At 60.9% G+C, this 12,767-nt stretch carries 11 protein-coding genes; 4 read left to right on the top strand and 7 right to left on the bottom strand.

Translation table 11 applies throughout. The features are described from left to right. Positions 1-51: 51 nt before the first annotated feature. From I5961_RS22295 to I5961_RS22275, 5 genes are all read right to left on the bottom strand, one after another. Positions 52-1,398 (bottom strand): imelysin family protein, encoded by a 1,347-nt coding sequence (locus I5961_RS22295; protein ID WP_227233386.1) that lies wholly within the window; start codon positions 1,396-1,398, stop codon positions 52-54. Positions 1,399-1,595: 197 nt separating this feature from the next. Next, complete coding sequence (locus I5961_RS22290) at positions 1,596-3,647, bottom strand: putative bifunctional diguanylate cyclase/phosphodiesterase (protein ID WP_085699625.1); 2,052 nt, start codon at positions 3,645-3,647, stop codon at positions 1,596-1,598. A 353-nt stretch (positions 3,648-4,000) separates the two neighbouring features. Continuing rightward, positions 4,001-4,597: a superoxide dismutase gene (locus I5961_RS22285; protein ID WP_003227660.1), complete on the bottom strand. Its 597-nt coding sequence runs from the start codon at positions 4,595-4,597 to the stop codon at positions 4,001-4,003. A gap of 176 nt (positions 4,598-4,773) precedes the next feature. Beyond that, positions 4,774-5,376: a LysE/ArgO family amino acid transporter gene (locus I5961_RS22280; RefSeq protein ID WP_011335710.1), complete on the bottom strand. Its 603-nt coding sequence runs from the start codon at positions 5,374-5,376 to the stop codon at positions 4,774-4,776. Positions 5,377-5,381: 5 nt separating this feature from the next. Then, complete coding sequence (locus I5961_RS22275) at positions 5,382-5,783, bottom strand: ACT domain-containing protein (RefSeq protein WP_227233384.1); 402 nt, start codon at positions 5,781-5,783, stop codon at positions 5,382-5,384. A gap of 96 nt (positions 5,784-5,879) precedes the next feature. On the opposite strand from I5961_RS22275, the gene I5961_RS22270 reads away from it, so the two are divergent. The 4 genes from I5961_RS22270 to I5961_RS22255 all read left to right on the top strand — a co-directional run bounded on the left by I5961_RS22270 (position 5,880) and on the right by I5961_RS22255 (position 9,784). Beyond that, positions 5,880-6,773: a LysR family transcriptional regulator ArgP gene (locus I5961_RS22270; protein ID WP_227233383.1), complete on the top strand. Its 894-nt coding sequence runs from the start codon at positions 5,880-5,882 to the stop codon at positions 6,771-6,773. A 53-nt stretch (positions 6,774-6,826) separates the two neighbouring features. After that, positions 6,827-7,819 (top strand): NAD-dependent epimerase/dehydratase family protein, encoded by a 993-nt coding sequence (locus I5961_RS22265; RefSeq protein ID WP_227233381.1) that lies wholly within the window; start codon positions 6,827-6,829, stop codon positions 7,817-7,819. Positions 7,820-7,935: 116 nt separating this feature from the next. Then, positions 7,936-8,811 (top strand): ATPase, encoded by an 876-nt coding sequence (locus I5961_RS22260; protein ID WP_085699619.1) that lies wholly within the window; start codon positions 7,936-7,938, stop codon positions 8,809-8,811. Between the two features lie 124 nt (positions 8,812-8,935). Continuing rightward, positions 8,936-9,784 (top strand): cache domain-containing protein, encoded by an 849-nt coding sequence (locus I5961_RS22255; RefSeq protein ID WP_227233379.1) that lies wholly within the window; start codon positions 8,936-8,938, stop codon positions 9,782-9,784. A gap of 35 nt (positions 9,785-9,819) precedes the next feature. Here the strand turns inward: I5961_RS22255 and I5961_RS22250 are convergent, their stop codons facing one another. Together I5961_RS22250 and pobA are read right to left on the bottom strand one after the other, a co-directional pair. Then, positions 9,820-11,337 (bottom strand): MDR family MFS transporter, encoded by a 1,518-nt coding sequence (locus I5961_RS22250; RefSeq protein WP_227233378.1) that lies wholly within the window; start codon positions 11,335-11,337, stop codon positions 9,820-9,822. 75 nt (positions 11,338-11,412) lie between these two features. After that, the gene (pobA, locus tag I5961_RS22245) at positions 11,413-12,606 is read right to left on the bottom strand and encodes a 4-hydroxybenzoate 3-monooxygenase (protein ID WP_227233376.1); all 1,194 of its coding nucleotides are present in this window, start codon (positions 12,604-12,606) and stop codon (positions 11,413-11,415) included. Positions 12,607-12,767 lie beyond the last annotated feature (161 nt).

Genomic DNA, 12,767 nt, shown 5'->3' with positions numbered 1-12,767 from the left:
CAAACAAAAAAGGCGACCCGAAGGTCGCCTTGTTCAGTCAGACAGTGTCAATCAGAACTCGTGATCGGCGTTGTCCGGGTTCAGGTCGCTGATGCCCAGCTTGCCGGCTGCGGCCTCGATTGAACCGGTCTGCTTGACCAGCGAAGCGATGGCGTCGCGGACGATCTGGTTGCCGGCGGTGTTGCCGGCCGCGATCAACTGGTCGTAGTGCTCACCCTTGTTGGCGTGATCGACCATGACCTGGATCTTGGCTTCGGTAGCGGCCAGATCGTTTTTCAGGGCGGTGTCGGCAGCCGGGTCAACCTTGGCCACCAGCGACGACAGGCTGGCGCCGGTCATTTTGGTGCCGTCGACGCGGGTGTACTCGCCCAGGTAAACGTTACGAATGCCCTTGGCATCGTAGAAGTGCGAGTTGTGGGTGTTGTCGCTGAAGCAATCCTGTTCGTCTTCCGGGGAGTTCGCTTCCAGGGACACCTTCATGCGCTCGCCGGCCAGCTCGCCCAGGGACAGGCTGCCCATGCCGAACAGCATTTTGCGCAGGCCGCTTTCAGCCGGTTCGGCTTCCAGGGTGGCGCGGTAGTTGTCGGCCACGTTCGGTTTCCAGTTGCCGACCATTTCTTCCAGGTCGCTGACCAGCAGCTGGGTCACGGCTTTCAGGTAGGCACGACGACGGTCGTTATGGCCGCCGGTAGCGCCGGCGCCTTCCAGGTAGTCCGACGCAGGACGGTTGCCGGCGCCAGGGCTGGTGCCGTTCAGGTCCTGGCCCCAGAGCAGGAATTCGATGGCGTGGTAGCCGGTGGCGACGTTGGCTTCGGAACCGCCCAGCTCGTTCAGGCTGGCGAGTTTTTCCGGGGTGATGTCCTTGACGTCGACCTTGTCTTCGCCAACCTGAACTTCGGTGTTGGCGATGATGTTGGCAGTGGCACCCGGGTTGCCCAGTGCGTGCTCATAGGATTTGTCGACGTAGTCGATCAGGCCTTCGTCCAGCGGCCAGGCATTCACCTGACCTTCCCAGTCGTCGATTATGGTATTGCCGAAGCGGAACACTTCGCTCTGCAGGTAAGGAACGCGGGCGGCTACCCAGGCAGCCTTGGCGGCTTTCAGGGTGTCGGCGTTCGGCTTGGCAAGGAACGCGTCGATGGCGGTTTGCAGGGTTTTCGCGGTGGATTCGGCATCGCTGTAAACGGCGAAGACCATGTCGGCATAGTGCGAGACAACGGCTTTGCCGGCGGCCTCGTCGACTTTGCCGGCAGCAGCAGGCGCAGCCGGTGCGGCAGTGCTCGCAGCTGGAGTCGGCGCAGGAGCGGCGGCCTTTTCTTTGTCTTTACCTTCGCCGCAACCGGCGAGGGAAATAGCGATGGCCAGCAGACTGGCGGTAGCCAGAGGCATACGAATCATGGCGAACATCCTGCTTCGGTAATTGAGTGGACAGGCGCGGGGCTGCGCAAAAAGCTGCGACATAATGCAAATCTTTCGCATTATGTGTAAAGGGTTGTAGCTGGAAATATTTCCTATTTGCGCGAGGCTTGCGCTGGATCAACAGCGGAGACGATACCCGGCGGATCGAGGGTTTTGCCGGGCTTTGCAGGAAGATTTCAGAGGATGGCCGCGTTGCTGCGCTGGGCCTGCTTGAGATAAACGCTCAGCTCGCGCGCCGGCAGCGGCTTGCTGTAGTGGTAGCCCTGACCTTCGTGGCAGCCTTCGGAGATGATGTAGGTTTCCTGTTCGGCGGTTTCCACGCCCTCGGCGATTACCTGCATGCCCAGGCTCTTGCCCAGCTGAATGATGGCGCGAACGATGGTCGCGTCATCGTCGTCATCCAGCAGATCCTGGACGAAGCTCTTGTCGATCTTGATCTTGTCCAGCGGCAGACTCTTGAGATAACTCAGCGACGAATAGCCGGTGCCGAAGTCGTCGATGGCAATCAGGGCGCCGGAGCGGCGCAGGCTCAGCAGGTGCTGGGCGGCGGTACTGATGTCTTCCATCAGGCCGGTTTCGGTGACTTCCAGCTCCAGGCTGCGCGGTGGCAGGCGGTACATCTGCAACAGGTTGTTGACCACCCGTGGCAGCTCGGCGTGGTGCAACTGCACGGTGGACAGGTTGACCGCCATGCGCAGGTCGACGAAGCCCTGATCGTGCCAGTCGCGCAGTTGCTTGCAGGCCTGATCCAGCACCCATTCGCCGATGGCGATGATGGTGCCGTTCTGTTCCGCCAGCGGGATGAACAGGTCCGGCGGCACCAGACCATGTTCCGGATGCTGCCAGCGGATCAGGGCTTCGACGCCGACCACACGATGATCGCGGTAGCTGATCTGTGGCTGGTAGACGAGGTAGAACTGGTCGCGCAACAGCGCATCACGCAGGTCTTTTTCCAGCTCGCGACGTCGGCGCATTTCGCTGTCGACGCTGGCGATATAGAACTGATAGCGGTTGCGCGAGCGGGTCTTGGCCAGGGTCATGGTCTGCTCGGCTTTCTGCAACAGCTTTTCGGTGCTGTCGCCATCCTCCGGGAACAGGGTGATGCCGATGGTCGCGCGCAGGCGAATCTCTTGATGATCGAGGGCGAACGGTGCTTCCAGGTCATCAAGAATGCTTTGCGCCAGTTCCGCCGCTTCGTAAGGCTGTTCGATATCGGCCTGCACCAGAGCGAACTGATCGCCGCCGAGACGGGCGAGGGCGCCGAGGCGACCGCTGTGGGCGCGCAGGCGGTCGGCGAGTGCCAGCAGCAACTGGTCGCCGGTCTGATAGCTGAATTGTTCGTTGATGCTTTTGAAATCGTCCAGACCTACGCAAAGGACGGCGACCCGCCGTTGCAGCTTGCCGGCGTCCACCAGAATCTTGTCCAGTTGCTGCTGCAATTGCTGGCGGTTCGGCAGACCGGTGAGAAAGTCGTACTGGGCCATGCGCAGCAGGCTGTTTTCCGCCTCGTGGCGCAGGTGGGTATTGCGTTCGATGGATTCGAGCAACTGGTTGGCGGTATTGATCCAGATCCCCAGTTCGTTTTTTTCGTGGCCCTTGAGCTGCGGAATCTTGTGTTCGCTGGGGCGGTCGGGGTTGATCTCGGTGAGGTGTTCGATGATCCGCGACAGCGGTTTGGTCAGCAGCCAGTGATAGACCAGATACAGCACCAGCCCCATGGCCAAAGCGCGCAACACGCCGGAAATGAAGATGATCACCGAGCTGACGATGAAACCCTGACCGTAGGTGGCCGTGTCGAGGGTGATGCTCAGGTCGCCGTAATATTCGCTGTAGGGGCCGCGTCCCACCAGTTGGGTGGTGAACGTGCGTTCCTGACCAAGGATCAGGTCGGTCAGCCAGCGACTGTTGGAATGCTGCAGTTCGCGGGATTTCTGCGCGAGCATCGCTTCGTTGGGATGGCCGATGGAGGCCTGGCGCACGGCGTCGTCCTGGAACAGGCCTTCGATCACCTGCATGCCCATCTCCCGGTCCAGGCTGTAGACCGCCTGGGTGGAGGGATCGCGGAACATGTCGAGGATGCGTTCGGCATCATTGGCGACAGCCTGGCGTGTTTTATACGCATCGAAAACGATCTGCGCGCAGCTCAAGACCACGCCGACGATCAATGCCGACAGGAGCACGACCCGGAGCAACTTCACCGACAAGCTGTTCTTGAGTTCCAGCTTCAAAGGGTTATTCCTTGTTCCGTGCGGGTAGCGTCAAGTTGCCATGAGTATTGGCAATCCCGTGTTGGCAGTCAAAGGGACAATCGAGCCGCGGAAAATTTGTCCGTGGCCTTGGCCGAAATGCTGCTGTCTGGAGTATTTGCCCTATTTGTACTGTGTCGGTAGTTCTGGCCTCCAACTTGAGGGGCGTCGGACAATTTTTCCTCTTTGATGTTAGTTCGCGGTGGCTTGTGAGCAAGGCGAGAAGGGCTGCTTTGCGTGTGGGAAAAGGCTCTGTTTGTTATGCGGCGCACCCACGAGGATTTCTGCGGGCAGAAAAAACCCGGCAATGGCCGGGTTTTTGTCTGGCGTGCAGCTTAAGCGGTGAAGGTCTTGCCTTCGAACTGCTCGGCCACGAACTTCCAGTTGACCAGGTTCCAGAACGCCTCGACGTATTTTGGACGCAGGTTACGGTAGTCGATGTAGTAAGCGTGTTCCCACACGTCGCAGGTCAGCAGCGGGGTGTCGCCGCTGGTCAGCGGGTTGCCGGCGCCGATGGTGCTGGCCAGGGCCAGGGAACCGTCAGCCTTTTTCACCAGCCAGCCCCAGCCGGAACCGAAGGTGCCGATCGAGGTTTTGCTGAACTCTTCCTTGAACTTGTCGAACGAACCGAAAGCCGCGTTGATGGCTTCAGCCAGTGCGCCGGTTGGTTGACCGCCGGCGTTTGGCGCCAGGCAGTTCCAGTAGAAGGTGTGGTTCCAGACCTGAGCGGCGTTGTTGAAGATGCCGCCCGAGGAAGTCTTGACGATTTCTTCCAGGGTCTTGCCTTCGAACTCGGTGCCTGGCACCAGGTTGTTCAGGTTCACGACGTAGGTGTTGTGGTGCTTGTCGTGGTGGAATTCCAGGGTTTCCTTGGAAATGTGCGGCTGCAGGGCATCGTGTGCGTAAGGCAGCGGCGGCAATTCGAAAGCCATGATGATTCTCCTAATCAGGTCTGTTGCGGTGAGCGCAAGGCCGATCACGGGCGGCCAGAAATGCACCGGCGAGTTTTTACTCTTTGCGGCGCAGGGTTCGGATCATAGCACCGGGGGTGCGGCTTAACCACGCAACAACTGTGTGGGATAGAGGTTCCAGAGCTGTTTGGAATAAATCATGAAGCCAATATCAATTGCCCTGCCACCGTGAACATCATTACCGCGACCAACAGATCGAGAATCCGCCACGTACTCGGCCGTGCCAGCCACGGTGCAAGCCATGCCGCGCCGAACGCCAGGGTGAAGAACCACAACAGCGAAGCACTCGCCGCACCGACGACATAAGCGCCAGGCACCGACTGTTGTGCGCCGAGAGAACCGATCAGCAGAACGGTGTCCAGATAGACGTGCGGGTTGAGCAGCGTCACTGCCAGTGCGCTGAGCATCACCGCGCGCAGCGAACGAACGGTCTGGTTTTCTCCCTGTTGCAGACTTTGCTTCGAGCAAGCCCGGCGCAACGCCTGGCTGCCGTACCAGATCAGAAACACCGCGCCGCCCCAGCGGGCGACCGCCAATAGGGTCGGATTCTGCGCCAGCACGGTGGCCAGACCGAAAACACCTGCCGCCACCAGCAACGCATCACAGGCGACGCACAGCGCGGCGACCGGCAGGTGATGCTCACGCCGCAGGCTCTGCGCCAGGACAAAGGCATTCTGCGTGCCGATCGCCATGATCAGCCCGAACGCCACCAGCAAACCGTTGGTATAGCTTTGCCACATGATCGTTACTCCGCGTTGGCTGCGAGATTGCGCAGCACTTGCATGGCGCGTTCGGCGTCGGCCTGACCGACGAACAAATGATCGTGGTAGTAGCCGGCAATCACGTTGCAACTGATGCCGGCCCTGCCCAGTGCGGTGGCGAACGCGGCGGTCAGGCCGACGGCTTCCAGCGCCGAATGCACGTTCAACGTGATCCACGCCGCGACATAGTCAAAGCTGAAACCGGCGCGCTCGGCGTGGGAGCGTTCGAGAATCACCGTCAGGCCTTCCTGTTCACGGAAACTGCCGACGATTTCCAGGCCGCTCGGCAAATGCCCGTCGCGCAAGGTACAGAACACGTATTCGCCAGCGTTGAGTTGCGGGCTCATGCTGCGCAGCAGGGTGGTCAACGAGGTTTCGCCAGCCATGGAGGTGGTCCTTGATAAAGAGTGCTTGCTGGCTATTCTCCCGGTTGACGCTGTATAAGAAAAACCAATAGTGCTGATCGCTCATTAGGAAAACTGATGTTCGACTACAAATTGCTTTCCGCTCTGGCCGCCGTGGTCGAGCAGGCCGGATTCGAACGGGCGGCGCAGGTGCTGGGCCTTTCGCAATCGGCGATTTCCCAGCGGATCAAACTGCTGGAGGCGCGGGTCGGCCAGCCGGTTTTGGTGCGCGGCACGCCGCCTTCGCCGACCGAAATTGGCCGGCGCCTGCTCAACCATGTGCAGCAGGTGCGCCTGCTCGAACGGGATTTGCAGACGCTGGTGCCGGCGCTGGACGAAGAAGGCCTGCCGGAGCGCCTGCGCATCGCCCTGAATGCCGACAGCCTCGCCACCTGGTGGGCCGAGGCGGTGGGCGATTTCTGCGCCGAACAACATCTATTGCTGGACCTGATCGTCGAAGACCAGACCGTCGGCCTCAAACGCATGCGCGCCGGTGAAGTGGCCGGTTGCCTGTGCGCCAGCGAGCGGCCGGTTGCAGGCGCGCGTAGCGTGTTACTTGGCGCGATGCGTTATCGGGCACTGGCCAGTCCGGCGTTCATTGAACGGCACTTTCCCGACGGCGTGCAGGCCGAGCAATTGCCGCGCACCCCGGCGCTGGTGTTCGGCCCGGACGATTTTCTGCAGCATCGTTATCTGGCTTCCCTCGGCGTCGATGGCGGTTTCGAACATCACCTGTGTCCGTCGTCCGAAGGCTTCATTCGCCTGACCGAAGCCGGACTCGGCTGGGGACTGGTGCCGGAATTACAGGTGCGCGAACAACTGGAGCGCGGCGTGCTGCGCGAACTGTTGCCAGATAAACCGATCGACGTGCCCTTGTACTGGCATCATTGGCGCAATGGCGGTCAGTTGCTCGGCCTGTTGACCGAGCAATTGGTGCGCTCGTCGGCGCAATGGCTGGTGCCGTTGGACTGACGGCCAGCGTCAAGACTCACGAATCAGGCAAACGAAAGACAGCGGAGCTTTACATGAAAATTCTGGTCACCGGCGCAAGCGGCTTCATTGGCGGACGCTTTGCGCGTTTCGCCCTGGAGCAGGGCCTGGACGTGCGGGTCAACGGTCGCCGGGCCGAGGGTGTCGAGCATCTGGTGCGTCGCGGTGCCGAGTTCGTTCAAGGCGATTTGAGCGACCCGGATCTGGTGCGTGCGCTATGCAGTGATGTCGAAGCCGTGGTGCATTGCGCCGGCGCGGTCGGCTTGTGGGGCCGGTATCAGGACTTCCATCAGGGCAACGTGCAGGTCACCGAAAACGTGGTCGAGGCCTGCCTGAAACAACGGGTTCGGCGGCTGGTGCATCTGTCGTCGCCATCAATCTACTTTGACGGTCGCAACCATCTCGGCCTGACCGAAGAGCAAGTGCCCAAGCGCTTCAAGCATCACTACGCAGCGACCAAATACCTGGCCGAGCAAAAGGTTTTCGGCGCCCAGGAATTCGGCCTCGAAACCCTCGCCTTGCGCCCGCGTTTCGTCACCGGCGCCGGCGACATGAGCATCTTCCCGCGCTTGCTGAACATGCAGCGCAAGGGCCGTCTGGCGATCATCGGCAACGGTCTGAACAAGGTCGATTTCACCAGCGTGCACAACCTCAACGAAGCGTTGCTCAGCAGCCTGCTGGCCGACGCCTCAGCGCTGGGCAAGGCCTACAACATCAGCAACGGCGCTCCGGTGCCGCTGTGGGATGTGGTCAATTACGTGATGCGCAAGATGGAAGTCCCACAGGTCACCAAATACCGTTCCTACTGCCTGGCCTACAGCGTGGCGGCGCTCAACGAAGGTGTGTGCAAGCTCTGGCCGGGGTGTCCCGAGCCGACCCTGTCGCGCCTGGGCATGCAGGTGATGAACAAAAATTTCACCCTCGACATCAGTCGCGCCCGGCATTATCTGGACTACGATCCGAAAGTCAGTCTGTGGACGGCCCTCGATGAGTTCTGTGGCTGGTGGAAGGCCCAGGACATTCGTTGACACGAATCTGCCGGCCGGCACTGAACCGCGCCACGGCTTGAGGGTCAACCCCAGCGGCCGCGGGGTTTATACTTCGCCCCAATCTGCCATCACCGCGTTTCACAAAGGTTGCCTCAATGTCCATGCGTAACGATGCCCACGACGATTTCGACGATGTACCGAGCCTGCGCGCCGATACCCTCGATGACGACGATTTTCCGGCCACCGCCCGCACCTCCGTGCATTCGCGCACGCCGCCGGTGGTCAAGGTCAAGGCTGCCAGCACCGGGCCGTTGTGGGCACTGGTCGGCGCATTGTTCTTCGCGTTCATTGGTCTGGCCTGGTGGAGCTTCCAGCAGATTTCGCTGATGGAGCAGCAACTGGTGGCGACCCAGGAAAGTTTTGCGCGCATCAGTGAGGAAGCGGCGGGGCGCTTGCAGGACATTTCCGGCAAGGTCGTAGCCAGCCAGACCAACGTCACCACCGACAGCGAAGCCCTGAAGCTGCAGATCAAGCAGCTGCAAAGTGCGCTTCAGGATCAGAGCAAACAGCAGCAGGGCGTGGCCGGGCAGGCGACGGATCTGGACAAGCGCCTGGCGCAGATGACCGCCCAGACCACCGAGCAACAGAACGCCAACACCCAGTTGCAGGCCCAGGTCAAAGCCCTGAGCGCCGAGCTGGCGACGCTGAAAAGCACGCCGGCCGACACCAGCAAGGTCGATGCCCAGCTCAAGAGCTTCGATGCACAGGTGAAAAGCTTCGACGCGCAGTTCAAGAGCCTCGGTGCCGACATCACGGCCCTGAAAAAACAGGGCGGTTCTAACGCCGCCATCGAGCGTCTGGAGCAGGAAATCGTCATTCTCAAGAGCGAGCAGGACAATCGTCCGGCCGCTGCGCAGGGCGGCACCAACACCGCCGAGTTCGACGCATTCCGTGGGCAGATGACCCGCAACATCAACACCCTGCAAGCGCAGATCCAGAATCTGCAACAGCAAATCAACGCCCGTCCGTAAGCTTGTCGCATGGCGAGGGCGCGAACACCCTCGCCGCAGCAACATTCAGAAGCTTTCTGAATATCCATACATGCCTTCAGGCCGTCTACGCTCTTGAAACACCAACAAGAACGAGGGATGCGTCATGGGGTTTGTGCACAAGCTGGCCTGGCTCGGCGCGGTGCTGCTGTTGAGTTTCGGTCAGGCCAACGCGGCCACCACGGAAAAAGATGACAGCAAGGCCGCCATCGCCCTGCTGGAAAAGGCTCTGGCCTATTACCACGACAACGGCGACAAGGCGTTCGCGGCGTTCAGCCGTCAGGGCGAATTCGTCGACAAGGACCGTTACGTGTTCGTGGTCGACACCAAGGGCGTGATGCTCGCCAGCGGCGGGCCGTCGTCGGCATTGATCGGCCGTGACGTCAGCGAAGTCCTCGGGCCGGACTTGCAAAAGTCCTTCAGGGACGCCCTGAAAGTGCCGGAGGGCAACGGCATCCAGCAGGCCGAGTACCGCTGGCAGAACTGGTCCGACGGCAAGATCGAGCGCAAGCACGTTTACTATCAACGCATCGGTCAGCGGATTCTGGCAGTGGGTTATTACTTGCCGCGCGCGTCGGCTGAACAGGCGAAAGCGTTGCTCGACAAAGCGGCCACCGACCTGACCAAAGACGAGAAGGGCACGTTGTCCGCGATCAACTCGCTCAAGGGCGGTTACTTGCAGGACGACCTGTATGTGTTCGTCGTCAATCTCGACAACCACCGCTACGTCGCCCACGGCACCAACCTGCGCCTGATCAACACCGATTTCGCCAAGGTCGATGACCCGGAGGGCAAACCGGTGGGCGAACCGATTCTGGCACTGATTGGCAAACAGGATGAGGGTGAGTACGAGTACCGCTGGAAAAACCCGGTGACCGGCAAGGTCGAGAACAAACATGCCTACCTGAAGAAGGTCGGGAACATGCTGGTGGCGGTCGGTTATTACAGCGCTTGAGTGCACATCCCTGTGGGAGCGGCGGTGTTCGTTAGTCAGCGGGCGTCGTGTTCACGCCCGCGCAACAACCGGTTCGGCATCGCGATCGCCGCCGCCAGCCCGAGCAGCGACACCGCCGCGCTGACCATCAGCAAATGCCGGAATGTCACCAGCAGCTCGGCGCGCAAGGCGTTCTGCGCATCGCCGGGCGCCGCGTTCAGGCCATCGAGCAGCACGTTGCCGGAATGCCCTTCGCTCATCAACGAACTGCCGGCCAGATGGGCGAAACTGGAGTCCTGCAACAACGCCAGCAACAGCGCCGACATCAACGCCACACCCACCGCGCCGCCCAGGGAGCGGAACAGGTTGGTGGTGCTGGTGGCGACGCCGATGTCCTTTTGCTCGACCGAGTTCTGCGTGCCGACCAGCGAGGTCGGGAACTGCATGCCGCCGGCGATACCGCTGAGCAGCATGAACAGGCTGCTGATCAGTGTCGCATCAGGCGGGCTGAAGGCCATGCCGAGGATCGAGATCGGCATCAGCAGCGCGCCGGTGAGAATCTGCGGTTTGTAGCGCCCGGTGATCGAGGTACGACGGCCGGCGAAATACGCGCCGATCGGCAAACCCATCGCCAGCGGCAGCAAGTGCAACGCAGCGCTGTCAGCTCCCGCGCCCGTCACGCTCTGGAAGCGCAGCGGCATCAGCACAATCAGCGAAATCGCCTGGAAGCTGCAAAAGAAAATCGTGCACCAGCACAGCAGCGCGCTGCGGTTGGTGAACAGATGCATCGGCAACAACGGCTCCCGGGCGCGCCGCTCATGCCAGACGAACACCGCCAGCACTGCCACCGCGCACGCGAACAGACCGAGCACTTCACTGCTGCGCCACGCGTGGCCCTGGCCGACCTCAGTGATCGCCAGTAACAGCGCGGTCAGGCCGATGATCATCAGCAGTGTGCCGAGGTAATCGATGATGGGCTTGCGCTGCGGAATCGGCAGGCCGATCAGATTGCGTCGCGCCACCCAATACGCGCCAAGGCCCAGCGGCAGGTTGATCAGGAACACCCAGCGCCAGGACAGGTACTCGGTCATGTAGCCGCCGAGCACCGGGCCGGCGACGCTGGCCACCGCGTACATGCTGCTGAAATAACCCTGATAACGGCCGCGCTCCCGTGGCGGCACGATGTCGCCGATGATCGCCTGGCTCACCGAAATCATCCCGCCGGCGCCGATGCCCTGGAAAATCCGCGCCAGTACCAATTGCTCCATGCTCTGGGCCATGCCGCAAAACAGCGAGGCGAGGGTGAACAGGCCCATGCCGAACAGCATTAGTTTGCGCCGCCCGTACAAATCGCCGAGCTTGCCGTAAATCGGCACCGCCACGGTCATTGCCACCATGTATCCGGAAATCACCCAGGCCAGCAGGCTGACATCCTTGAACTGTGCAGAGATGGCCGGCATGGAAACGGCGACGATGGTCTGGTCCAGCGCGCCGAGAAAGATCGCCAGCATCAGCGCGACCAGCACGCTGCGAATGGCCGGTTTGGGCGTTTCGGGGTGGTTGACAGTGGTCACGGGCAAACCTGTGGGCAGAGATGATATCCGCCGTGGCGAGCGGATCAGTGCTCGCCAGTGTAAGTCGATAGCAGGCTATTCGATAGCCTCATACGGAAGCCCGACGTAATTTTCTGCAATGGTTTTTTGCCCCGCTTCCGAGCTGACAAAGTAATCCAGTTCAGACGCGCTGATGCGCTGACTGAAATCGTCGTGCTCGTCGAAACGGTGCAGCATGGAGGTCATCCACCAGGAAAATCGCTCGGCCTTCCACACCCGGCGCAGGCAGATCTCTGAATACTTCTCCAAAAGTCCGGTGCGACCTTCGCGATAGACCTTCAGCAAAATCCTGAACAGCGTGCTGACATCGCTGGCCGCCAGATTCAGCCCCTTGGCGCCGGTCGGAGGAACGATGTGCGCCGCGTCCCCTACCAGAAACATCCGCCCGTATTGCATCGGCTCGACCACAAAACTGCGCAGTGGCGCGATGCTTTTTTCAATCGACGGACCGGTCACCAGTTGTTGCGCCAGGTCCTCCGGCAGACGCTTGCGCAGTTCATCCCAGAAGCGTTGGTCCGACCAGTCGTCGACGTTTTCCTCGGCCGGCACTTGCAGGTAATAGCGGGTGCGGGTCGCCGAACGCATGCTGCACAGGGCGAAGCCGCGCTCGTGGCGGGCGTAGACCAGTTCGTCGTGAATCGGTGGCGTATCGGCGAGAATGCCCAGCCAGCCGAACGGATAAACCCGCTCGAAGACTTTCAGGCAGTCCTCGGGAATCGACTGCCGGGCCACACCGTGGAACCCGTCGCAACCGGCGATGTAGTCGCAATCGACGCGCCAGGTTTCGCCGTCCTTTTCGAAGGTGACGTAGGCCTCGTCGCTTTTCATGTCACAGGGAACGACATGGCTGGCTTCGTAGATGGTTTGTCCGCCGGTCTCCCGACGAGCGGCCATCAGGTCGCGGGTGACCTCGGTCTGGCCGTAGACCATCACGGTTTTTCCACCGGTCAACGCCTGCAGATCGATGTGTACCCGACGCCCGTCCAGGGCCAGTTCGAACCCGCCATGCACCAGCCCTTCGGCGTCCATCCGCTGACCCACGCCAGCCTCGCGCAATAGCTCTACCATGCCTTGTTCAAGCACACCGGCGCGGATTCGGCCGAGTACATAGTCAGGTGTCTGGCGCTCCAGAATCAGGGTGTCGATGCCGGCGTTATGCAGCAGTTGGCCGAGCAATAAACCGGAAGGACCGGCGCCGATGATGGCGACTTGGGTTTTCAGCGTTTTCATTGTTTTTATGACTCGCAAGCTTCACGCGACAACGGCCGGTGAATGATTTTCAGGATTCGAGTGCTTGCATTTTTCCCTTGCGGGTCTGTCAATTGAAGGTGAAAACTGAGCCGATACCTGTACATTCTGCCAATCGGTGCGATTATCGCCCGCAAACCTCG

Source organism: Pseudomonas sp. IAC-BECa141 (assembly GCF_020544405.1).
GTDB lineage: Bacteria > Pseudomonadota > Gammaproteobacteria > Pseudomonadales > Pseudomonadaceae > Aquipseudomonas.
Note: the sequence above shows the minus strand (reverse complement) of the source record. Positions and strands in the feature narration are given on the sequence as shown.